At 72.2% G+C, this 21307-nt stretch carries 18 protein-coding genes; 4 read left to right on the top strand and 14 right to left on the bottom strand.

Annotated features, from left to right (window positions below; genetic code table 11):
- Positions 1 to 3 precede the first annotated feature (3 nt).
- From CES90_RS03090 to CES90_RS03080, 3 genes are all read right to left on the bottom strand, one after another.
- Positions 4 to 744 carry a class I SAM-dependent methyltransferase gene (locus tag CES90_RS03090; RefSeq protein ID WP_189783159.1) on the bottom strand — a complete coding sequence of 247 codons (741 nt, stop codon included), beginning with the start codon at positions 742 to 744 and terminating at the stop codon, positions 4 to 6.
- Between the two features lie 5 nt (positions 745 to 749).
- Positions 750 to 1055 (bottom strand): 4a-hydroxytetrahydrobiopterin dehydratase, encoded by a 306-nt coding sequence (locus tag CES90_RS03085; RefSeq protein ID WP_189783160.1) that lies wholly within the window; start codon positions 1053 to 1055, stop codon positions 750 to 752.
- A gap of 145 nt (positions 1056 to 1200) precedes the next feature.
- Entirely contained in the window at positions 1201 to 2304 is a 1104-nt protein-coding gene (locus CES90_RS03080; protein WP_189783161.1) for an ADP-ribosylglycohydrolase family protein, read from the bottom strand.
- A 36-nt stretch (positions 2305 to 2340) separates the two neighbouring features.
- Here CES90_RS03080 and CES90_RS03075 point away from each other — a divergent pair, with 36 nt between their 5' ends.
- Positions 2341 to 3186, top strand: a complete 846-nt coding sequence (locus CES90_RS03075) for a helix-turn-helix domain-containing protein (RefSeq protein ID WP_189783162.1) — start codon at positions 2341 to 2343, stop codon at positions 3184 to 3186.
- 7 nt (positions 3187 to 3193) lie between these two features.
- Here the strand turns inward: CES90_RS03075 and CES90_RS03070 are convergent, their stop codons facing one another.
- Positions 3194 to 3610, bottom strand: coding sequence for a hypothetical protein (locus CES90_RS03070; RefSeq protein ID WP_189783163.1), 417 nt, complete (start codon positions 3608 to 3610; stop codon positions 3194 to 3196).
- A 202-nt stretch (positions 3611 to 3812) separates the two neighbouring features.
- Here CES90_RS03070 and CES90_RS03065 point away from each other — a divergent pair, with 202 nt between their 5' ends.
- On the top strand, positions 3813 to 4676 hold the full coding sequence (locus CES90_RS03065) for a helix-turn-helix domain-containing protein (RefSeq protein WP_189783164.1): 864 nt from the start codon (positions 3813 to 3815) through the stop codon (positions 4674 to 4676).
- Between the two features lie 32 nt (positions 4677 to 4708).
- On the opposite strand, the gene dnaK is transcribed toward CES90_RS03065, so the two are convergent.
- From dnaK to CES90_RS03030, 7 genes are all read right to left on the bottom strand, one after another.
- Positions 4709 to 6565, bottom strand: a complete 1857-nt coding sequence (gene dnaK / locus CES90_RS03060; RefSeq protein WP_189783165.1) for a molecular chaperone DnaK — start codon at positions 6563 to 6565, stop codon at positions 4709 to 4711.
- Positions 6566 to 6664: 99 nt separating this feature from the next.
- Positions 6665 to 9322 (bottom strand): patatin-like protein, encoded by a 2658-nt coding sequence (locus tag CES90_RS03055; RefSeq protein WP_189783166.1) that lies wholly within the window; start codon positions 9320 to 9322, stop codon positions 6665 to 6667.
- A 122-nt stretch (positions 9323 to 9444) separates the two neighbouring features.
- On the bottom strand, positions 9445 to 9873 hold the full coding sequence (locus CES90_RS03050; protein WP_189783167.1) for an OsmC family protein: 429 nt from the start codon (positions 9871 to 9873) through the stop codon (positions 9445 to 9447).
- A 64-nt stretch (positions 9874 to 9937) separates the two neighbouring features.
- A complete protein-coding gene (locus tag CES90_RS03045) occupies positions 9938 to 11770 on the bottom strand; it encodes a vWA domain-containing protein (protein WP_189783168.1) in 1833 nt (610 codons plus the stop codon).
- Positions 11767 to 12828 carry an ATP-binding protein gene (locus CES90_RS03040; RefSeq protein WP_189783169.1) on the bottom strand — a complete coding sequence of 354 codons (1062 nt, stop codon included), beginning with the start codon at positions 12826 to 12828 and terminating at the stop codon, positions 11767 to 11769. Before CES90_RS03040 ends, CES90_RS03045 begins: the two co-directional genes overlap by 4 nt.
- A 255-nt stretch (positions 12829 to 13083) precedes the next feature.
- A complete protein-coding gene (locus CES90_RS03035) occupies positions 13084 to 15159 on the bottom strand; it encodes a phage holin family protein (protein ID WP_189783199.1) in 2076 nt (691 codons plus the stop codon).
- A gap of 292 nt (positions 15160 to 15451) precedes the next feature.
- Positions 15452 to 15847: a hypothetical protein gene (locus tag CES90_RS03030; RefSeq protein ID WP_149826763.1), complete on the bottom strand. Its 396-nt coding sequence runs from the start codon at positions 15845 to 15847 to the stop codon at positions 15452 to 15454.
- Between the two features lie 197 nt (positions 15848 to 16044).
- Between CES90_RS03030 and CES90_RS03025 the strand changes: the two genes are divergently transcribed.
- Positions 16045 to 16818: an MBL fold metallo-hydrolase gene (locus CES90_RS03025; RefSeq protein ID WP_189783170.1), complete on the top strand. Its 774-nt coding sequence runs from the start codon at positions 16045 to 16047 to the stop codon at positions 16816 to 16818.
- Between the two features lie 34 nt (positions 16819 to 16852).
- Positions 16853 to 17470, top strand: a complete 618-nt coding sequence (locus CES90_RS03020; RefSeq protein WP_189783171.1) for a DedA family protein — start codon at positions 16853 to 16855, stop codon at positions 17468 to 17470.
- A gap of 219 nt (positions 17471 to 17689) precedes the next feature.
- Here CES90_RS03020 and CES90_RS03015 read toward each other — a convergent pair whose 3' ends face one another.
- The 3 genes from CES90_RS03015 to CES90_RS03005 form a co-directional block, all read right to left on the bottom strand.
- A complete protein-coding gene (locus CES90_RS03015) occupies positions 17690 to 18838 on the bottom strand; it encodes an MBL fold metallo-hydrolase (RefSeq protein WP_208921398.1) in 1149 nt (382 codons plus the stop codon).
- Positions 18839 to 18926: 88 nt separating this feature from the next.
- On the bottom strand, positions 18927 to 20144 hold the full coding sequence (locus tag CES90_RS03010) for an aminotransferase class I/II-fold pyridoxal phosphate-dependent enzyme (protein ID WP_189783173.1): 1218 nt from the start codon (positions 20142 to 20144) through the stop codon (positions 18927 to 18929).
- A gap of 138 nt (positions 20145 to 20282) precedes the next feature.
- Positions 20283 to 21062: a hypothetical protein gene (locus CES90_RS03005; protein WP_189783174.1), complete on the bottom strand. Its 780-nt coding sequence runs from the start codon at positions 21060 to 21062 to the stop codon at positions 20283 to 20285.
- Positions 21063 to 21307: the final 245 nt, after the last annotated feature.

Genomic DNA, 21307 nt, shown 5'->3' with positions numbered 1-21307 from the left:
CCTTCAGCCCTTTCGGAACGCCCGCAGGGTGAACTCCGGGTCCGGGCGCGGGCGGTCCTGGTCGGGGAGGGCCGCGAGGCGTACGGCGAAGTCGTCGGCGAGGGGGTCGCCGGGCGGGAGGGTCATGAACCAGCCGCGGCGCAGGTCGGTGACGGTTCGGCGCGGGCTGCGGCCCTGGCCGCGCCCCGGGAAGCGGGCCTGCCCGACCGGGCGCAGGCCGTGCTCCTCGGCGTACGCCTCGACGGCCGCCGCCGTGTCCAGGGCCGGGCGGCGCGGTCGCGGGGCGAGGACGGCGTCGATGTCGCTGCCCACGTTGTGGGCGGCGGCCTTGTCGACGGTGGTGACGTACACGCCGCCCGGCCGCAGTACGCGGGCACACTCGCCGACGACGGTCCGGACGTCCTCGGGGCCGCCGAGCAGATGCAGCAGCCACACGCTCGTCACGGCGTCGAACTCCCCGTCGCGGAAGGGGAGTCGGCGGGCGTCGGCGAGCACGACGGCACCGGGCAGCCGGGGGACGGCACGGCTCGCCATGCCGTATGTACGGTCGATGCCCGTCAACCGCATCTCCGGCCGCGCGGCCGCGTAACGCCGGGTCACGATGCCGGTGCCGCAGGCCACGTCGAGCAGACTGCGCGTGTCCTCGGGGACGAGGCCGAGTACGGCTTCGGCGGCGGCCTCGGCCCGGGGCTCGCCGCCGCGCAGGGCGTCGTACTCGACCGCCTCCTTGTCGTAGTCCAGCACCCGGCTCAGCTCGCCCCGTGGCCGGGCGCGAGCGCCTCCACCCTGCGGGCCAGCTCGAAGTCCTTCTCGGTCACGGCGCCGCCCACGCTGTGCGTGTGGATGGTCAGCGAGACGGTGTTGTAGCCGAGGGTGAGGTCGGAGTGGTGGTCGAGCTCCTCCTGGGTCTGGGCGATGTGCACGACCATCGCGGTCGCCGCGAAGTGCGATCCCAGGCGGTAGGAACGGGCGATGCGGTCCCCGTCCAGCGACCAGCCGGGCAGCTCCGCCAGCCGGTCCTCGATCTCCTTCTGCGACAAGGGTTCGACGGGCATGGCCGACTCCTTCCGTTACGTCCCCTCCATGACGTGCGGTCCCTCTCAGCCTGCCACAGGCCGACCGCCGGGTACCTGGTCAGGCGGCTCGCCGGTCGTCAGATCCGTATCAGAGGCCACTTTCGCAACAGGCCCTGGATCCGGATCAGATCCGTACGCTCTCGGCCGCGAAGTCGTCCGCCAGGACGGTGATCTCGGCGCGGCCCTCCGTCGCCGTCAGCCAGTCGTGGGGCAGGCCGTGGTCGCCGTAGTGGGCGCCGAGGAGATTGCCGCAGATGGAGCCGGTGGAGTCGCTGTCGCCGGAGTGGTTGACGGCGAGGAGGAGGGCCTCGGACACGGTGGGGGTCCCCCCGCTCGAGCGAAGCCGAGAGTGGGGGAGGGTGGCGAGGGCGCAGTAGACGCCCATGGCGAGGGCCTCCTCGGCGATCCAGCCCGCGCCGAGGGACTCGACCTTCTCGGCCGTGGGCGCGCCGTCGGCGGCCAGGTCGAGGGCGCGATTGAGGGCCGTGCTGGTCTCCTCGTGACCCGGGTGGCGGGCCAGCAGCCGCAGCGTGCGCAGTACGGCGCCCTCCAGTGACTCGTCGGCCACCAGGTACGCCACGATCGCGGCCAGCGCACCGGCGGCGTAGTAGCCGGTGGGGTGCCCGTGGGTCATCTGGGAGCACCGCGCGGCCATGTCGAACGCGGTCTCGGCCGGGACGCGGGCCAGCCCGAAGGGCGCCGCGCGCATGACCGTGCCGCAGCCCTTGGAGTTCGGGTTGACGGGGCCGGGCCGACCGAGTGGAACGGCCGGGTCCGGGTGGTGGACCTGGGCGAGGCCGGACAGGCAGGCGTTGCCGGGGGCGCGGCGGGCGTACAGCCAGGGCTGGGCGGCGAGTCCGGAGGAGACGCGCGGATCGGGGCCGGGCTGCCGCTGGGTGTCGAGCCAGCGGCCGTAGGCCTCCCGGACCAGCTCGGGCCAGGCGCCGTCGCCGCCCTTGAGCCGTGCGCGCTCGTGCGACTGCTGAAGTGCCTCGACGGTGAACAGGGTCATCTGGGTGTCGTCGCTGACCCGCCCCACGACCCCTTCCCCGTCCGGCACCAGCCCGGTGACCCCTCGGCCGCCGTGCGTACCGCGGATGATGTCGAGCGAGGCGAACTCGATCGGATAGCCGAGCGCGTCGCCGACCGCCCCGCCCAGCAGGCACCCTCGTACCCGTGCCCGGTAGACCGCCGTCGCCTCCCAGGACGGATTCCACGGGTTGTACACGCGCCACTCCTCGATCGCCTCGGCTACGTTCGTCGTGTGACCATTGTCCCGTCCGGCACCAAGGGCCGCCCCACCACCCCTCCCGACCAGGGCGTCGGCCCGCTGCTGCGGGCCTGGCGGGAGCAACGACGGGTCAGCCAGCTGGAGTTGGCGCTGCGCGCCGGTTCCTCGGCGCGGCACATCAGCTTCGTCGAGACGGGCCGCTCCCGCCCCAGCGAGGAGATGGTGCTGCGGCTCGCCGAGCACCTGGACGTCCCTGTCCGGGAGCGCAACGCGTTGCTCCTGGCCGCCGGTTACGCCCCGCGCTATCCCGAGACCCCGCTGGACGACCCGGCGATGGAGGCCCTCCGCGAGGGCATGGAGCGCCTGCTCCAGGGCTACGAGCCGTATCCGGCGCTGGTGATGGACGCGACGTACCACGTCCTGGCCGCCAATCGGGGCATCGCCATGCTGCTCGGCGGTGTACCCGAGTCCCTGCTCGTACCGCCGCTCAACGCCATCCGACTCACCCTCCACCCCGAGGGTCTGTCACCCCGCATCCGCAATCTGCGCGCCTGGCGCGGTCACCTGCTGGAACAGATGCGACGCCAGATCGCGCTGCGCCGCTCGGAGCCGCTGCGCGAGCTGTACGAGGAGGTGGCGGCGTATCCACTGCCGCCGGGCACACCCGACGAGGAGTCCGGTGGGGATCGGGGCGAGGAGGCGAGCGCGTACTTCGCGCTGCCGTTGCGGATCGAGCACGAGGGGCGGGTGCTCTCCTTCATCTCGTCCGTCTCCACGTTCAACACACCCATGGACGTGACCGTGGCCGAGCTGGCCATCGAGACGTTCCTGCCGGCCGACCCGGCGACGGTCAAGTACCTGCGATCACTGGCGACTTGATGCTCAGTCAGTGGCCGGTCGCCCGCACGGCGAGGTACTGCGCCGCCGCGAAGCCGGCCACGGCCAGCGCCTGGAGCACCGTCCACACCGCGCCCGCCGTGCTCGGCGTCAGCCATACCGCCAGGGCGACGAGACTGAGGACGGCCCAGAAGAGGTTGGCGTCGATCACGGCTCGTACGGGCAGCATCGGCGGGCGCTCGCGCGAGGCCAGCAGGCCCACGGCCGCCGCGTACACGACGAGGAACGCGCCGAGCGCGCGAAGCAGCCCCGGGTCGACCCCGAGGAACCGGCCGAGCGGCCCGGCGGCGGCGAGGTAGGCGAGACCGTTCGCACCGGTCACCACGGCGTCGGCGGCCAGGAAGCGGCGGAGCATGGTCCGAGGGTCGGTGGTCCGGGCGATCGCGGCGAGCTGGGTTGCGGACATGGCGGATCAGCCTCCATCGAGGTCGAATGGGACATGGGAGAAGAAGGACGGGAGAACTGCCCTCACCTTGCCGCGCGCGGCGCAGGCTGGTCGATTACCTCGGAGGTCATGGCAGCGCGTAGGCTGTGGGGTCGCCCATGAGATGTCCATTACCGGAACATGACAGACTGTTCGCATACTTCGGCGCGTGGGGAGGCGTGGCGTGAGTGAGCGGCGGGCCGCGCCCACAGTGGGTCAGGTGGTGCTCGGGAAGCGGCTGCAGGAACTGCGCGAGGCCGCCGGGCTCAAGCGCGACGAGGCGGCGCGCGTACTGCGGGTCGCCGCGGCGACCGTGCGGCGCATGGAGACCGCCGATGTCGCCCTCAAGATCCCCTACGTACAGATCCTGCTGAGGACGTACGGTGTGGCCGAGGACGACATCGCCGCGTTCCTGACGCTCGTCCAGGAGGCGAACAAGCCCGGCTGGTGGCAGCGGTTCCATGACGTGCTGCCCGACTGGTTCAGCCTGTACGTCAGCCTGGAGGGTGCGGCGCATCTGATCCGGCAGTACGAGCCGCACTTCGTACCCGGCATGCTGCAGACCGAGGACTACGCGCGGGCCGTCATGGAGGCCGGAACCGTCGGCCGGACCGGGCCCGAGACGATCGAGCGCCATGTGTCGCTGCGCATGGCCCGGCAGAAGCTTCTCACCGAGGACAACCCGCCGCACCTCTGGGTGATCATGGACGAGACGGCGCTCATGCGTCCGGTGAGCATCGACTCCCAGGTCATGCGCGACCAACTCGACCGGCTTCTGGACGTCACGCCCGAGGACCACATCACCCTGCAGGTGGCGGAATTCGCCAGCGGCCCCCACCCCGGCACCTATGCCCCGTTCTCCCTCTTCCGCTTCGCCGAGCCCGAACTCCCCGACATGGTCTACACCGAGTACCTCACCGGCGCCCTCTACCTCGACTCCCGCTCCGAGGTCGCCATGCACCTGGAGGTCCTCGACCACATGGCGGCGCACGCGGCGTCCGCCGAACGGACGAGGGACATCCTGGAGCGCTACCGCGACAGGTACTGACCGCCGCGGAAAACACGCCCTGGGCGCCGCCTCTACGCCGCGCCGCCCTTCGTGTCCTTCTCGTCGTCCACGATCTCCGCGTCGACGACGCCCTCTTCCTCGGTGGGGCCCGGAGACGAGTCCTCGGGAGGGGTGGTCGAGGCGGACGCGTACATGGCCTGGCCCATGCGCTGGCTGACCGAGGCCAGTTTGTCAATGCCGGCGCGGAGAGCGGCGGTGTCCTCCGGGTGTTCCAGGAGGCCTTTCAGCTCGGCGACGGCGGACTCCACCTCGGACCTGGTGTCGGCCGGTACGCGCTCCTCGTTCTCGCGGAGGAACCGCTCGGTCTGGTAGACGAGTTGCTCGGCCTGGTTGCGGGTCTCGGCGGCCTCGCGGCGACGGCGGTCCTCGTCGGCGTACTGCTCGGCCTCCCGCATCATGCGGTCGATGTCGTCCTTCGGGAGCGCGGAGCCGCCGGTGACGGTCATCTTCTGTTCCCGGCCGGTCGCCAGATCCTTCGCCGAGACGTGCATGATCCCGTTCGCGTCGATGTCGAAGGCCACCTCGATCTGCGGGACGCCGCGGGGCGCGGGCGGCAGGCCGGTGAGATCGAAGACGCCCAGCTTCTTGTTGTACGCGGCGATCTCGCGTTCGCCCTGATAGACCTGGATGCCGACCGACGGCTGGTTGTCCGCGGCCGTCGTGAAGATCTCCGAACGCCGGGTGGGGATCGTGGTGTTGCGTTCGATGAGCTTCGTCATGATGCCGCCCTTGGTCTCGATGCCCAGGGACAGCGGGGTGACGTCGAGGAGGAGTACGTCCTTCACGTCGCCCCGGATGACGCCCGCCTGGAGCGCGGCGCCCACCGCCACGACCTCGTCGGGGTTCACGCCCTTGTGCGGGTCCTTGCCGGTGAGCTCCTTCACCAGGTCGGTCACGGCGGGCATCCGGGTCGAGCCGCCGACGAGGATGACGTGGTCGATCGCGGCGAGCTTCACCCCCGCGTCCTTGACGGCCTGGTGGAAGGGCGTCTTGCAACGGTCGAGCAGGTCGGCCGTCAGTTCCTGGAACTGGGCGCGCGTCAGCTTCTCGTCCAGATGGAGCGGCCCCTCGGCGGACGCGGTGATGTACGGAAGGTTGATGGACGACTCGGAGGAGCTGGACAGTTCGATCTTGGCCTTCTCGGCGCCCTCGCGCAGCCGTTGCAGCGCCATCTTGTCGTTGCCGAGGTCGATGCCGTGGTTCCCCTTGAAGCGTTTGACGAGGTACTCCACGATCCGCTGGTCCCAGTCGTCACCGCCGAGGTGCGTGTCGCCGTTGGTGGCCTTGACCTCGATGACCCCGTCGCCGATCTCCAGGAGCGAGACGTCGAAGGTGCCGCCGCCGAGGTCGAAGACGAGGACGGTCTGCTCCTCGCCCCGGTCGAGGCCGTAGGCGAGGGCGGCGGCCGTGGGCTCGTTGATGATCCGCAGAACCTTCAGGCCCGCGATCTCCCCGGCCTCCTTGGTCGCCTGCCGCTGGGCGTCGTCGAAGTACGCGGGCACGGTGATCACCGCGTCGGTGACGTCCTCGCCGAGGTAGGACTCGGCGTCCCGCTTCAGCTTCTGCAGCACCCGCGCGGACAACTCCTGGGCCCGGTAGCGCGTACCGTCGACGGAGCCCTGCTCCGGGAAGCGCCAGCTTCCGTCGCCCATATGCCGTTTGACCGAGCGCGCGGTGCGCTCCACGTTCGTCACGGCCTGTCGCTTGGCGACCTCGCCCACGAGGACCTCGTTGTTCTTGGCGAAGGCCACCACGGAGGGTGTGGTCCGCTGACCCTCCGCATTGGCGACGACGGTCGGTTCGCCGCCCTCCAGCACGGCCACCACCGAGTTCGTCGTCCCCAGATCGATCCCTACCGCACGCGCCATCGCCGTCCCCTTCCAGCACAGTTCCGCGAGATTCCGCGAGATTCCGCAAGGTTCCGCCCGGGGTTCCAACCTCCAGCACAAAACTTGAGTGAGCTCTTGTCAATGGGGCGTACGGGCGCTTCGGGGGCGTCTGCGGAACGCGTGCGCCAGACGCAGGGTCCCGCTCACCGTGCCGAAGAGCAGTCGCCAGTACCACCGGTCGACCGCCGCCCTGACCGCGTTCGCCGTCACCACCGCGCTGTGCGCGACGGTGTGGCTCAGCAGCTTGCTGTCCTTCTCCTTGGTGAAGGTCTCCTCCGAGATCCGGCAGGCCTTGAGGAGGTCCTCGACGGTCTCCGGATCGACCGCCTGCCCGGGGTTCTGCCCAGTCCGCCCGATGTCCGGGTGCCGCTGCCGGTAGAGCTTCAGGAAGTCGCTCGCGGCGAGGGCGCCGCCGGCCTGCTTGTCGAGCTCGGCCTGCGCGGCGACGTGGGGCAGTTCCTCGGCCACGATCAGCCGTTGCAGGCCGCGGGCCACCCACATCGACGTCAGCGGCAGGCTGTCGGGCGGCTCCGTCCCGTCATCCGCCGTGAGGAAGGCGAGCTCGGCGGGCTCCCCGTCGGGCCCGGTGGTGAAGACACCGGCGGGTTCCCCGGAGCCGGCGATGTCCCTCAGCCCCTGGACGACGGGCACGCCCCCGGCGGCGAGCCGCTGCAGACGTTTCGGGGAGAGCAGCACATGGACGAGCCATCCGGCGCCGTCCAGCCGCCCCCACATCCAGTCGTTGGCCCGCCAGGACCTCTTGAAGAAGGCCCCGAAGTGATGAGTCTGCAGCCCGGTGAGCTTTTCGGCGGCGAGCCGGCGTGTGTCGACCAGGGCCCGCGTGTCGGCGCTCATCTGGATCAGCTCCACGCGCTGCCGTGCGGCAAGCTCGTCCGGGAAGATCACCCGCTGGGCGGCGAGCAGGTCGTACAGCCGCCGGGCCACGGCATCGGCGGGCAGCGGATCATCCGGGTCGGGCCCGGTCAGATACGTCAGCAGGACCCGCCACTCCGCGTCCCCACCACCTGTGCCGCCCTCGGCACCGAGCAACAGCGGCCGGGTGCCGAGGACCGCATCGACCATCGTCGACCAGGCGCGCTCCAGATCCGGCAACTGGTCGGGCGACGGCAGCTGGGCGGCGACGGCGGGTGCCCAGCCGGGGGCCTGGAGCACGGCGTCCACGGGGTCGGTGTTCTCCGTGGCGCCGGCCACCACCGCCTCCACGACCGGCCGGAGGAGCTTGCGCAGCTTCAGGTCGGTGCGGTGGGGCATCGCGCGGTGCACCTCCGCCACCCGCGCCTCCACCCCCGTACGCGTACGCACCGGCGCACCGGCGCTGCTCTCCCGCAGCAGCCGGAGCACGGTGGACTTGGCCGCGTCGAGCAGCGGCCGGCCGTACCGGGCCAGGGCGGCGAAGACCTCCGCTCCCTCCAGGAGGGTCTCCGGCGGCGGACCGTGGCGCTCGATCACCGCGGCCGCCCCGGCGATCAGCCGGTCCATGTCGGCGCCGAAGCCGACCGGGCGGTCCCCGGAGGCGGCGCCGCGGGCGATGAGCTGGGCCAGGGTCTCGTCGGCGACGGCGCGGGCCAGAGCCTGGACATGCGCCTCGTAGTGCTCCCGGCGAAGGTCCGCGCCGCCGAGGTCGGCGCCGCCGGCCGCCATCCGGGCCAGCCGGGTCTCCGCCCGCAGCCGGCTCCGGACGCGTTCGTTGTGGGCGGCCAGGGCGCTGAGCTCCGCGGTGACGGTCTGCGAGGTGACGACACGGAAGACCTTCAGCAGCGTCGGTCCCAGCGACGGCACGTCGGCGGGAAGCGGGAGCGGTGGGGGATCACCGGCCTCGCCGTCGGGCGACGGCACGACGTAGGCGAGGACACGGCGTACCTCGCGGCTCGCCGGCCGGTCGAAGACCGCCTGCAGGGCGGGCCCGATCGGCCGGTTGGCCAGCAGTCCGCCGTCGGCGCAGAACTGTGTCCGGGACAGCCGGAGCATGTATGGGCTCATGTCGGGGCGTTCGTGCGTGGGCTCGCCGACGGGAATGTACGCGGGCTCGAAGGCCACGGGGTAGGAGGCGCTGGACCGGGCGGCCCGGGCGAGGGCCTTGATCACGTGGTCGTCGGCGAGATCGTCGGCGGTGAACCTGAACAGGCCCCGATGATCCGTGTCACGGATGACGCTGCCGTAGTCGTCCCGGAAGGGCCGTGGCAAGCCGTCCAGGAGCGTGGTGGTGATGAAGACGTGCGTGGGGTCGGGATCCGCGTCGCCTGCGAGGACACCGCCCTCAAGGCCCGGCACGGGAGCCGCGAGGACGGCCTTCAGGCCCTCTTCGAGACCGCGCAGCAGTCCGTCCTCGCCCTTGAGGAGGGACGGCGGCTTCTGTTCGGAGAGGTCCCGCAGCAGGCTCCCCAGCGCCCCCTCCTCCAGCCACAGCGCCCGCAGTCCGCCCAGGTCACAGCCGCGTACGTTGGCGAGGCCCAGGACGGCCGCGTTGATGCCGCCGGCGCTGGTGCCGGAGAGCACGTCGACGCTGACGTCCAGCCGCAGCAGTTCGAGCAGCTTCTTGTAGCGGGCGCGGACACGACCGGCGTGTGTGTCCGCCTTCTCCGCCCGCGCGGCGGTCGTCAGGAGGTTCAGTTCCCTGGCCACGCCGCCCATCCACACGGCGAGGCTCAGCCCGCCGGTGAAGGCGACGGCCAGTCGCAGCTCCGCGTCGGGTCCGGGCCGTTCGTCGTCACCCATGCGCCCAATGTGCTCGCTACGAGCGACTCGCGCATCCGGGACGGCGACGTTCCGGTGGCCCTTCCGGCGGCCGGACAGGCACCTGGGCGAGGTGGCCTGTCCGGCGGCCGGCGACTCGTGGGTCAGGCCAGCTTGGCCGAGAGGGTGATCGGCACCGCCTTGAGGGCCTGGCTGACGGGGCAGTTCACCTTGGCGTCCTCGGCCGCGGCCACGAAAGCCTCCTCGTCGAGGCCGGGTACGGTGCCCTCGACGGTGATGTGGATGCCGGTGATGCCCTCGCCCGGCTGGAACGTCACGTCGGCCGACGTGGTGAGCCTGGTGGGCGGGGTGCCCGCGCCGGCGAGGGCGTGCGAGAACGCCATGGAGAAGCAGCTGGAGTGGGCGGCCGCGATCAGCTCCTCGGGGCTGGTCCTGCCGTTCGCGTCCTGGGCGCGCGATGCCCACGTCACCGGCTGCTCGGCGATGGCACCGGAGGAGTCGAAGCTGACGACACCGCTGCCCTCGAGCAGGTTGCCTTCCCAGACGGTGTGTGCGGAGCGCGTGGTAGCCACGGTTCTTCCTTTCGCGTGGGTCCCGTTTCAACGGGGGTTGGGCCCCATCCGATCACACTCCGGCTCATCTCACCCTGAACACGGGCCCACGTGCGGTGAACGGCAGGCGAGCACCTTGGGGAATCAGATACGCGTGCTCGCGCCGTACCCGCAGTACGTCGCACCAGCCGTCCGTGATGACGAGGACGGGAGCGTTCGGCGGGAAGTCGTCGGCGCGGTGCAGCAGGTCGATTCCCGGTTGCAGGACGGTGCCGCCGCGGCCGTGGACGCGTACGCGTCCGGCGATCTCCGTGACCGGGAGGTAGCCGGCGTCGTGCGGGGCGGCGTCGCAGAAGACGACCCGGGCGGCGGGTACGTCGCGTGCCTCGGCGTACGAGGCGATGGCGCCGAGGGCCTTGCCGAGGAGGGTGCGGTCCATGGAGCCGGAGGTGTCCAGGACGACGCCAAAGGTGCAGCGGGCAACCTCCTCGGGCGGGAAGTACCGTCCGGCGCGCGGGATGTCGGGGGTGGAGGACTGGCGGCGCGAGGGACGGGCGTAGGTCCGTACGGGCTCCGGACGGGGCACGAACTCGTCGAACCAGCGGGCCAGTTGAGCGTCCCAGGGCAGCGGCGGGTGGCTGAGGGCGCGGATCTCCTCGACCAGGCCGCCGGGCAGGAAGCCGCGTTCCTGCCGCTGGTGCAGGTCGAGTCCGCGGCCGAGACCCCGGCGGTAGAACTCGTCGAGGTCCACGTAGTCGCGGGGCGCGCCGAGGGGCCCACCGAGGATGTCGCCGGCGCCCTTGCCGCGCAGGGTGGACAGGCGGCGCGTCCGGCGCAGGTCGCCCGCGATCCGGTCGTAGACCTCCTCGGCCGACAGGCCGTTCAGCGCGGGGTCGTACAGCAGCCCCTCGGGCATGGTGCCGACCTGCATCTCCCGCAGCCAGCCGTTGATGACGTAGTCGGCGGCGATGTTGAACAGATACGGGTCGCGGGTGCCGCAGCGGTCGCCGTGGCGCAGGGCGGCGTGCAGCATCTCGTGGGCGAGGACGAACCGCCACTCCTCGTCGTCGAACCGGACGAGGGGGTTGATGTAGATCTCCGCCGCCGCGGCGTCCACGGCGGCGATGGAGATGCCGTGGGCGCGGTTGAGTTCGGGGTCGGCGACGATCTTCATGCCCGCCGCGATGCCGCCGAGCAGCGGGTAGGACGTGATGAACCAGCTCAGCGCCTCCTCCCAGGGCCGCTTGCGATGCGGCTCGCTGTCCAGGGAGTCGCGGCGGCCGCCCGCCATGTCCATCGCGGCGGACATGGTGCGGGTGAGGGCGTCCGCGAACGCGAGCTGCCAGTCCGGGGGCTGGGCCTGCCCGTACCCGCGCGTCCAGGGCACGAGCACCTGGTCGTGTTCCCCGCCGGCCGTGCCGCAGCGCTCGTACACCGCCGGGAGTCCGTCGCGGCGCCAGCGGGCGGCGAGCCGCTCCTCGTCGCCGTCGGGGTACGCGGCGGGCAGGAGCTCGGGGGTCTGGCCGATGGGGAAGGTGAGCAGGAAACGGTTGACGACCACGCAGCGGGCGGCGAGATCGAAACGGTCGGGCTGTTCGCGTGGGCCCTTCGCCGCCGGGACGTGGCCGAAGCCCAGGTGGATGGCGGCGTGTGCGATGGCCCAGGCCCAGACGCCGGGGTCGGCGAGCCGGTCGGGGTGCGCGTGCACCACGCCCTCGGAGTCGACCCGGACCAGGCCGTCGCGGGGCGGGCGGAGGCAGTCCTGACGGCAGGTGGTGAACCCCACGGCGTTCAGCGCGGGGTTGGCCAGCACCAGGGCGAGCCCCGCCTCGAACGCCTCGGCGGCCAGATCCCGTTTCTTCTTGCCCTTGCCCTGACTCTTGCCCGTGCCCTGCCCCTTGCCACCGGGTCGGCTCATCGGCGGGCCTCCACCAGCCGGGGCATGTCCCGGGCCGCCTCCACGAGGAACCAGGCGGGCAGTACGGGGTGGCCGTCGGCGTCGGAGGCGATGACGGTCTGGGCGACCTCGACGGATATCTCGGCGAGCTGCACCAGCAGGGACTTGGCGCGGTACGCAGTCTGCCGGCCGTTCGCCGACATGTGCTGCTTGCTCGCGGGCAGGTCCTTGATGAGCCGGCCGCGGAAGGAGTCGGCGAGGAAGTACAGCAGGTCGCGGTCCTCCAGGCGGTGCGGCCAGCCGGCCTCGCCCTTGAGGATCGCCTCGATGCCGAACCGGCTGCGCACCACCTTGACGTAGCCGCAGAAGGCGACCGCGTGCGCGGGGGTCAGCGTGCCGTGCGCGAGGACCTTGAGGGTCTCCTCGTCGAGGTCGCGTCCGAAGGAGTGCAGGGCGTCGGAGAGCATGTGCCAGGAGCGGGGCGTGGAGAACGGCTCCTCGGTCTTCGGCGGCTTGGACCAGAGGTGGTCGGGGCGGTCGGTGAGGTGGTCCAGGATCCAGGGGTGGATGCCGGCCTCGGCCGCCCACACCAGCCAGTCCTTCGACGAGGCCTCCAGATGGACGTGGGTGAGACGGTTGACCAGGGCGGAGGCGATGGGGCGGGCGAGGGCGTTGTCGGTGGCGCGATTGCCGGCGCCGATGACGATCGAGCCCTTCGGCAACTCGTAGTTGCCGATACGGCGGTCCAGGATCAGCGAGTAGAACGCCTTCTGCACGTCCGGCGTCGCCGCGTTCAGCTCGTCCAGGAACAGGCAGTACGGCTCGTCACGGGCGATCACCTCCGGCGGGCAGAACACCGAGCGGCCGTCGCGGATCTGCGGTACGCCGATGAGGTCCTCCGGCGCGAGCTGGGTACCGAGCAGGCTGACGCACTCCAGGCCCAGCGACTCCGCGAATCCCTTGACCAGGGAGGACTTGCCGATGCCGGGGGCGCCCCAGACGAACACGGGCCGTACGGTGGCGAGGCCCAGCAGCAACTCGGGGATACGGGAGGGGGTGACGGTTATGGCAGCCTGCAAGGGGTTGGCTCCTGGGGAGGTTCGAGAAGGCGCGCGCTCGTCGGGGCGCCGATGCGAACAGTGTGGGCCGACCTTTTGAACATCGCAGCCGAATTTTGGGTGCCTAAGCGTCTGCCGGGTTCTGTTGTGTCGTGGGTGCCGGCTCGTTGTGGCTTGTCGCTCCCCCACTCTCGGCTTCTCCCCCACTCTCGGCTTCGCTCGAGCGGGAGGGGCCCCCATGAGCGGGAGGGACCCCCATCGCGGCGGAGCCGCAAATCAACTCTGCTCCGCGCCCCTTTGGGGCGCGCTGCCGTCAGACTCAGTGTCGTAGGTCAGCGGTACCTGGGGGCCGTTGGATTCCCTCAGCCATCGTTTCAGTACTCGGTGGATGTGTTCGGCGCCCACCAGGTCCTCGTTGTCCTCCACCGGCGCCGACAGTGCCAGAGGCGACAACAGGAACGGGCGGGCCTGGCAGCCGCCCAGGCCTCCGTGGGAGCCGATCTGTTCCTCGAAGGCGAGGACTTCGCCCTCGAGCGGGTCGTACCAGGAGTTGACCATGATGTCGGCGGTGTGCGGGAAGGCGTGGGTGCGGCGTACGGCGTCGGCGGCGCCCGGGCCGAAGTCGGCCAGCGGGCCCGGGTTTTCGTCCGTCAACTCGTCCACGGGGACCTCCGCGCCGTGCGCGCCCAGTATCACGCCGCCGTGCTCCTCACTCCGTACGAGCACGAAGCCGATGCCGGGGTGGTTGGCGAGGGTGGAGAGAAGGGCCGGGTGTCGGGCGTCGATCTCCTCGCGGCTCATGCGGTGCGGCACGTCCGGGAAGGAGACGAGGCCGAGGTTGCCGGAGGCGAGGACGATCGGCTCGGAGCGGCGGGTCGGGCGGTGCTGTTCGCCGTCGTCCTCGACCGGGATGTGCAGGGCGGCCCGTACCGCCGCACGGGCCTCGGCGCCACTGTGGGTGCGCTGGGCCTTGCGCGGTACGGGCAGACCGCAGCCGGCGCGGACCAGGTTGCCGAGGGTGAGGCCGTAGCGGCCGAGGAAGGTCTCGCCGGGGCTCTGGCCGTGGTCGGAGAGCAGCACGATGCGGTAGGCGCGCGGGGCGTGTTCGGCGACCTGCGCGATCAACGCGAGGGAGCGGTCGAGGCGTTCGAGGACTTTCTCGGCGTCCCGGCTGTGCGGGCCGGAGTGGTGGGCGACCTCGTCGTACGCCACGAGGTCGGCGTAGATCGCGGCGCGGCCGGCGAGCATGTCGCCGATCACCGCGGAGACGACGACGTCGCGCTCGACGACGGTCGCGAAGGCGCGGATGAACGGGTAGAGGCCGCCGCGCTTGACCCGGGGCCGCTGCTGGGCGAGTCGGGCGCGGGAGGACTGGCCGATCTCGCGCAGGACGTCGGCCGCGAAGGACAGGGCCGTGCGGACGGCGTTGGCGGGGTCGGAGAAATAGGCGAAGTACCCGGCGCGCGACCGGTTCTGTTTGGCACGGCGGGCCGCGATGGACAGGACGAGCGCGAGTTGGTCGGCGCCGCCGCTGAAGAGGTTGCCGCGGCTGGCCCCGTCGACGGTGAGCAGGCCGCCGTCGCCGGTGCGGGCGATGGCCCGGCGCTGGAGTTCGGCCGCGTTGGAGGGGCGGTTGCAGACGACGACCTCCCGGCTCTCCTTCTCGTACCAGCGGAAGGCCGGCACGTCGTGGTTGGTGCCGTGGAGGATGCCGAGCTGGCTGGCGCCGGTCTGGCTGGACCAGTCGGTGCGCCACGGGGTGAGCCGGTGGGTGGGCCGGGGGTGGGGGGTCCCGTCCGACGGGTGGCCGAGCCACTGGGCCACGGTCGGCATGAGGCCCTTGCCGATGGCCGCCTCCAGTACGTCGTGGCCGACGCCGTCGAGCTGGAGGAAGAGGGTGCCGGGTCCGGCGGGTCCGGGGCGGCGGAAGGCGTGCCTGCGGCGTCGGTCGGCCAGCCGGTACAGGCGGCGCCGGTACGCGTCGTCGTCCCGTACGGCCAGGGCGCCACCGGTGGCGGAGGCCACGGCGGACATCACGGCGGCGACCACGACGGCGGTCTCTGGCGCGGCCGCACCGCGGCCGGAGGGAATGACCCACAGGGCGATGAGGAGCAGCGAGCCGTTGAGGAAGAAGACGAGCAGGCCGAGCACCAGGGCGGGGACGAGCAGCAGCGCCCGCACCAGCAGGGGCCACACGAGGGAGGACAGCAGGCCGAACGCCCCGGCGCCGAGGGCGGCGGTGACACCGATCTGGGTGGCGCTGTCGCCGCTCGTGGACTGCAGCCTGAAGTCGGGCAGCGCCCCCGCGAGCACGAGCATCGTCACCGTGGAGACACCCCACACGGCCAGCATCCGCCAGAACCCGCTCAGCACCCTCCGCCAACGCTCACCGCCCACGCCCGGCCACCTCACCTCCCGTCGCTCCGCCCAGCCTGTCACAGGGGCCGGGGACGACGGGGTGTCATCCGGGGGTGCGTGGAGGCTCTGCCGGAGCACGGCCCGGGAAGAGCTCGGGGCGTACTGTCCGTTGCGGGCTGCGGATCGTATGCGGCTGGTCGCGCCCACGCGGCGGAGCCGCATGTCGATACAGCCCCGCGCCCCTTCAAGGCGTCCGGCGCCCGGAACGGTGCGACCTCGCCCCTGCTCAGCGGCCGTCGTAGCCCGCCGTCGGCATGGACAGGCGGCGGTGTACGCGGGCCTTCATCTGGGCGTCGTAGGCGGGTTCGGCGCGGCCGACGGTCTCGACGCGTATGCCGCGGCGGGCGCACTCGGCGGTGAAGTCGTCGACGGAGGCGAGGGCGCGTTCCAGGACGCGGCGGCTGGGGGCTACGAAGAGGTCGACGAGGCCGGCGTCGACGTCGGCCCACAGGGCGCCGTGGTCGGGGCGCAGCCCGCGTACGAGCAGCTCCCGTGTCACCACGTAGCCGCGCTCCGCGGCCCAGCGGGCGCACATGGCGTGCTGGCCGCGGGAGTCGACCAGGAAGGGCTCCGCCTCCAGCTCCTCCAACGGGGTCAGGCTGGCGATGGCCGCGACCCGCACCACCGCGGCCCGCCCCGACTGCACCGGGCAGCCCGCGGGTACCTTCGCGCGGGGCGCGTTGTCGTATGCGTCGCTCTTGTCTCCCATGGTGTCCCCCTCACCTCCGGGTCCAGGGCCGGTCCGACGGATCATGCCCGGGCCGCAGACCCTACTCCAGCCCGTAGGCTCGGGGGAGTAGCGCGAAGGAGGCGGACGGAGTGCCGGCGGAGATCACCTGGTGGGGTCATGCCACCTGCACGGTGGAGGATTCGGGCACACGGGTGCTCACGGATCCGCTCTTCGCACGCCGGCTCGCGCATCTGCGCAGGCGCCGGGGTGCGCCGCCCCCGCCCGAGGCGGCGGTCGCGGACGTCGCGCTGGTGTCGCATCTGCACGCCGACCATCTGCACGTCCCCTCCCTGGCCCGACTCGCGCCGGGGACCCGGCTGGTGGTGCCGAGGGGTGCGCCGCGCCAGGTGCCGGGGCTGCGCAGGCTGGGCCATCTGCGGCTCCGCGAGGTGGTGCCCGGGGACGAGGTCAGGGTCGGTGACCTGGTCGTACGCGCGGTGCCCGCCCGGCACGACGGGCGGCGGCTGCCGTTCGGGCCGCACCGTTCGCCGGCCCTCGGGTTCGTGATCGACGGGGAGGCGCGGACGTACTTCGCCGGGGACACCGGGCTGTTCGAGTCGATGGCCAAGGAGGTCGGGCCGGTCGATGTGGCGCTGTTGCCGGTCGGCGGCTGGGGGCCGTACCTCGGTGACGGGCATCTGGACGCGGGGCGCGCGGCACAGGCGCTCGCGCTGCTCGCACCCCGGAGCGCGGTTCCGGTGCACTACGGAACGTACTGGCCAATCGGCCTGGACGCCGTGCGCCCCCATGAATTCCATGCGCCCGGCGAGGAGTTCGTGCGCCTGGCGGCCTCCTGTGCGCCCGACGTCGCCGTGCACCGGCTGGGGCACGGTGAGAGCGTACGACCGGGGGGAGCGCCATGAGATGCCGGCCGACCGGAGTCGCGGAGGGCGCCCGGTGATCGTCCTGTCCGTCGCGACCACGCCGCTGCCGCACGAGTCCACGCAGCAGGCGATCGGTTATCCGACGTTGTTCCTGCTGGTGTTGATCGGGGCGCTGGTGCCGGTGGTGCCGACGGGGGCGCTGGTCAGTTCGGCGGCCGTGGTGGCGTTCCATCAGACGGCGCCGTTCGCGCTGCTGCTGGTGTTCGTGGTGGCCTCGGTCGCCGCGTTCCTCGGGGATGTCGCGCTGTACTGGCTGGGGCGGCGCGGGATGGGCTCCAAGAATGGTTCGCGGTGGCTGGAGGCGATCCGCCGCCGGGCGCCGGAGGACCGGCTGGCGCGGGCCCAGGAGAAGCTCGACGACCACGGGGTGACCGTGCTCGTGCTGTCCCGGCTGGTGCCGGCCGGTCGTCTTCCGGTGATGCTGGCGTGTCTGCTGGCGAAGATGCCGCTGCGGAGGTTCGCGCGGGGGAATCTGCCGGCGTGCCTTGCGTGGGCCGTGACCTACCAGCTGATCGGGATTCTTGGGGGGTCGTTGTTCGATGAGCCTTGGGAGGGGGTGCTGGCGGCGGTGGTGTTGACGTTGTTGATCAGTGTGGTGCCGAGTGTGTGGCGGCGTATTCGTTCCGCTTGAGGCTCGTTGAGAGCTCGGGGCTTGATGTGCGTTGCGGACTGCGGGTTCGTTGTGGCTGATCGCTCCCCCACTCTCGGCTTCTCCCCCACTCTCGACTTCGCTCGAGCGGGAGGGACCCCCATGAGCGGGAGGGACCCCCATCGCGGCGGAGCCGCAGATCGACACGGCCTACACGGCCCCGCGCCCCTGAAAACGGGGCGCGGGTGCGCCGTAGCTGAGTCAGGGCAGTACCCGGGATCCGCCCACCGGCAGGTCCCACAGGTCCTCTCGGGGCAGGCCCGCCGCCTTCCATGCCGCCCGTACTCGCGTCAGCGGTTCCAGGACCGGCTCAGCCGACAGGACGAAGGTTGCCCAGTGCATGGGGGCCATGGTGCGGGCGCCCAGGTCCTGGAATGCCTGGACCGCCTCCTCCGGGTCGCAGTGGACGTCGCTGAGCCACCAGCGGGGGGCGTAGGCGCCGATCGGGAGCAGGGCGAGGTCGATGTCGGGGTAGCGGCGGCCGATCAGGGAGAACCAGTGGCCGTAGCCCGTGTCGCCGGCGAAGTACACGCGTCGGCCGTCCGACGCGGTCAGTACCCAGCCGCCCCACAGTGAGCGGCAGGTGTCGGTGAGGGTGCGCTTGGACCAGTGGTGGGCCGGTACGAAGTCGAAGCGGACGCCGTCGAGTCGGGCCGCCTCCCACCAGTCCAGCTCGGTGACACGGGTGAAGCGGCGCCGCCGGAACCAGCCGCCGAGGCCGGCGGGTACGAACACCGGGGTGTCGCGCGGGAGTCGGCGCAGGGTGGGGGCGTCCAGGTGGTCGTAGTGGTTGTGGGAGATGACGACCGCGTCCACCCGGGGCAACGCCTCCCAGGCCACGCCGACCGGGGTGAGCCGGGCGGGAGTGCCGAGGATCCGGCGGGACCAGACGGGGTCGGTGAGGACCGTCAGCCCGCCGATCCGCACCACCCAACTCGCGTGCCCCGCCCAGGAGACGGCGACGGTACGCGCGTCCACCCGGGGCAACGGGCCCGGCTCGTACGGCAGTCGGGGTACGTCGGCGAGCCCCTCGGCCCCGGGACGCACGGAGCCCTCCCGGGCGAACCGGGCGAAGGCCTTCAGGCCCGGCAGGGGTGTGGTCAGCCGGTCGGCGAAGGACCGCGGCCACCGGCGCCGCTCACCCAGCGGGCGGGGTTCGGCGAGCGGTGGGGGCGCGAGCGGGCGGGCGGAGGGCGACGGCGGGGACGCCGGATCGTCGGTGTCGTCAGTCGTCGTGGAACTCGTCGTGGAACTCGTCGTGGAACTCGTCGTGGAACTCGTCGTGGAACTCGTCGTGGAACTCGTCGTGGAACTCGTCGGTGAGGTGGTCGACTCGGACTGCTGCGTCATCGAGGAGGCTCCCATCGCTGAGCGTCGTCACGAAAGGATCGTCGTCGTTGAAGACCGGTTGCTGGTTGTCGGGCTGGAGGAGAGTCGGTCATCGAAGTTCCTCGAAGGCCTCTCCGAGGATTGTCAACGCGCGTTCCACATGGGGGAGTCCCAAGGGGTCGGGGGCGGCCAGTGCCCTCGCCCGTTCCTCGTCGGTGGTGCCGAGGAACGGGCCGGTCGACAGACGGACACGCAGCGCTCCGAGGTCGTCCCCGAACCGGTGGCCGCCGGGTGCGGGCAGGCCGAGTCGGGCGGTGAGGAAGTCCTCCAGTTCCTGGGCGTCCCCGACACCCTGCGCGGTGAGCGCCGACCGCAGCGGGGCGAGGTCGACGTACAGGTACCGGCCGGCGTTCGGCGGCAGCACGAGCGCTCCGGCGGCGGCGACGGCCCGGTGCGCGGCGGCGGCGAGGCGCGCGTGCAGACGTACGGCGGCGGCGAGGCGCTCGGTGACGGGGGCGGGCTCGTCGAGCGCGTACGCGGCGGCCGCGGCGACCGGCGTGGCGACGCAGGCGCCGAGCGCGGTGAGCACGTCGAGGACGCGGTCGCGCAGCCCCGCGCCGTCCCCGTGGGCCGAGAAACGGGCGACGGCGGCGGGCCAGCCGGGCGGCAGGAAGGGACCGGCGAGGTCGGTGACGACGGTGACCCGGTCGGGGAGCATCTCGGCGGGGCTGAGCAGCACGGTGTCGTGCGGGTCGTGCAGGGTGTCGCGCCAGGTCTCGTCGCTGACCAGGTGCAGCCCCTCCCCCACGGCCGCCTCCATGGTCTCGTGGACGAGTTCGGGCGGCGCCACGGTGGCGGTCGGGTCGTCCGCGACGCACAGGACGAGCAGCCGGGGGTCACCGCCCTCGGCCCGGATCCGGCGCACGGTCTCGAGCAGCGCGTACGGGTCCGGAATGCCCCCGCAGTCGGCGGGCGTGCCCACGTGGAACACCGATCTGCCCAATGCCCGCGTCTCCGGCTCCCACCAGGCGGCACACGGCCGTGGGAGCAGGACGTCACCGCCGATCGCGGCGGTCAGTGCGAGCAGCAGGGCGGGGGCGCCGGGGGCGGCGACGGCCCGATCGGGTGTGGTGGGCAGACCGCGCCGGTCCCAGTAGCCGCAGGCGGCCCCCAGAAGCGCGGGACCGCCACCGGGCGGTACGGCGTCGGGTCGGCCCGCGGCGGCGGAGAGCACCGCGACCAGTTCGGGGAGGATGGGGAGGCCCTGGTCGGGGAAGGGCGGGCCGTAGCGGACGGGACCGTGTCCTTCGGGTTCCGTCCGCCGCATGTGTGCCTCCGCGAAGTCGTGTCGCAGTCGCGCCCCGGAAGGCGGCGCGCCCTCGGCCATTCAGTACCCGGGCTCACGCGCCGTATGGGCGCCCGTACGGGTTGCGCCGGTCACAGCGCCGCGCCACCGCCTCATGACCTATGACGTCCGCCGGTCGCGGCGGAGCAGGCGGTGGACGGCGGCGCCGAACGCGCCGGCGATGAGGAGGCCGCCGGCCACCAGGGCCGGAACGGAGTCGGTGAAGGTGCCGCCGCTGCCCGCGTGGACGCCTCGCTGGACGGGTGCGGGGTGATGCGTGGAGTGGTGGGTGGGGTCGTGGGTGGGGTCGTGCGGAGGCTGATGAGTGGGCTGGTGCGAGGGATCGTGCGGGAGCTGGTTCGAGGGATCGTGCGGGAGCTGGTTCGAAGGATCGTGCGGGAACTGGTTCGAAGGATCGTGCGGGAACTGGTTCGAGGGATCGTGCGAGGGCCCATGCGGGGGCTGGTGCGGGTTGCCGTGGAGGGAGACGGTGAAGGTGGCGCTCCACTGCTTCTCCTCGCCGCCGGGCGGCGCCGGACAGGTGCCGTCCACGTCCCGCTCGGTGGGGGCGTCCTTCGCGTCGGGGCCGGTCTCGAAGTCGGCGGCGGGGGCGATGGTGGCGGTGCCCTGGTACGAGGGGCCGCCGGCGGGGTCGTCGTTGCCGGGGACCCGTTGCAGCTTGACGGTGCCCTGTTCGAAGGCCTGGGAACTGGCATCGATCGTTTCCGGGGCGGGACCGCCGGTCGGGTCACAGGAGACGGAGATGGTGACGGTGCCGCCGGGGGCGACGTCGTGTGGGTCGACCTGGGCCGCCGGCTCCGCGTACGCGGCCGGGGCGGCGGCGCCCAGGACGGCGCCGATCAGGGCGGTGGCGGACAGGACATGGGCTCTGCGGCGCATGGGCGGGGCTCCTTCGGCCGGCTCCGGCGGGCGGGGCACGACCGCCGTGCCCTTGCTCCATCAGAGCGCCGTGCCCTCCGGGGCGCGCGCCGCCGGGTGCCATTCGCGGGACCTGGGGCCGCCGAGTGGGTGACGTTGAGCGCCGTTGGGGTCCACCGTTGAGCGCCGTACGGATTTGGAAGGTTTGCGGGCTGCGGGTTCGTCGTGGCTTGTCGCTCCCCCACTCTCGGCTTCGCTCGAGCGGG

Origin of the sequence: Streptomyces capitiformicae (assembly GCF_002214185.1) — a bacterium.
In the GTDB taxonomy this organism is placed as follows: domain Bacteria; phylum Actinomycetota; class Actinomycetes; order Streptomycetales; family Streptomycetaceae; genus Streptomyces; species Streptomyces capitiformicae.
This window is presented reverse-complemented; position numbering and strand designations above follow the sequence as displayed.

Coding starts and splice junctions, on each gene's coding strand:
- CES90_RS03010 (WP_189783173.1), bottom strand. CDS start 20,144: ATGCGGCGGACGGAACCCGAAGGACACGGTCCCGTCCGCTACGGCCCG.
- CES90_RS03035 (WP_189783199.1), bottom strand. CDS start 15,159: ATGCTGGCCGTGTGGGGTGTCTCCACGGTGACGATGCTCGTGCTCGCG.
- CES90_RS03045 (WP_189783168.1), bottom strand. CDS start 11,770: ATGAGCCGACCCGGTGGCAAGGGGCAGGGCACGGGCAAGAGTCAGGGC.
- CES90_RS03070 (WP_189783163.1), bottom strand. CDS start 3,610: ATGTCCGCAACCCAGCTCGCCGCGATCGCCCGGACCACCGACCCTCGG.
- CES90_RS03005 (WP_189783174.1), bottom strand. CDS start 21,062: ATGCGCCGCAGAGCCCATGTCCTGTCCGCCACCGCCCTGATCGGCGCC.
- CES90_RS03085 (WP_189783160.1), bottom strand. CDS start 1,055: ATGCCCGTCGAACCCTTGTCGCAGAAGGAGATCGAGGACCGGCTGGCG.
- dnaK (WP_189783165.1), bottom strand. CDS start 6,565: ATGGCGCGTGCGGTAGGGATCGATCTGGGGACGACGAACTCGGTGGTG.
- CES90_RS03055 (WP_189783166.1), bottom strand. CDS start 9,322: ATGGGTGACGACGAACGGCCCGGACCCGACGCGGAGCTGCGACTGGCC.
- CES90_RS03015 (WP_208921398.1), bottom strand. CDS start 18,838: ATGACGCAGCAGTCCGAGTCGACCACCTCACCGACGAGTTCCACGACG.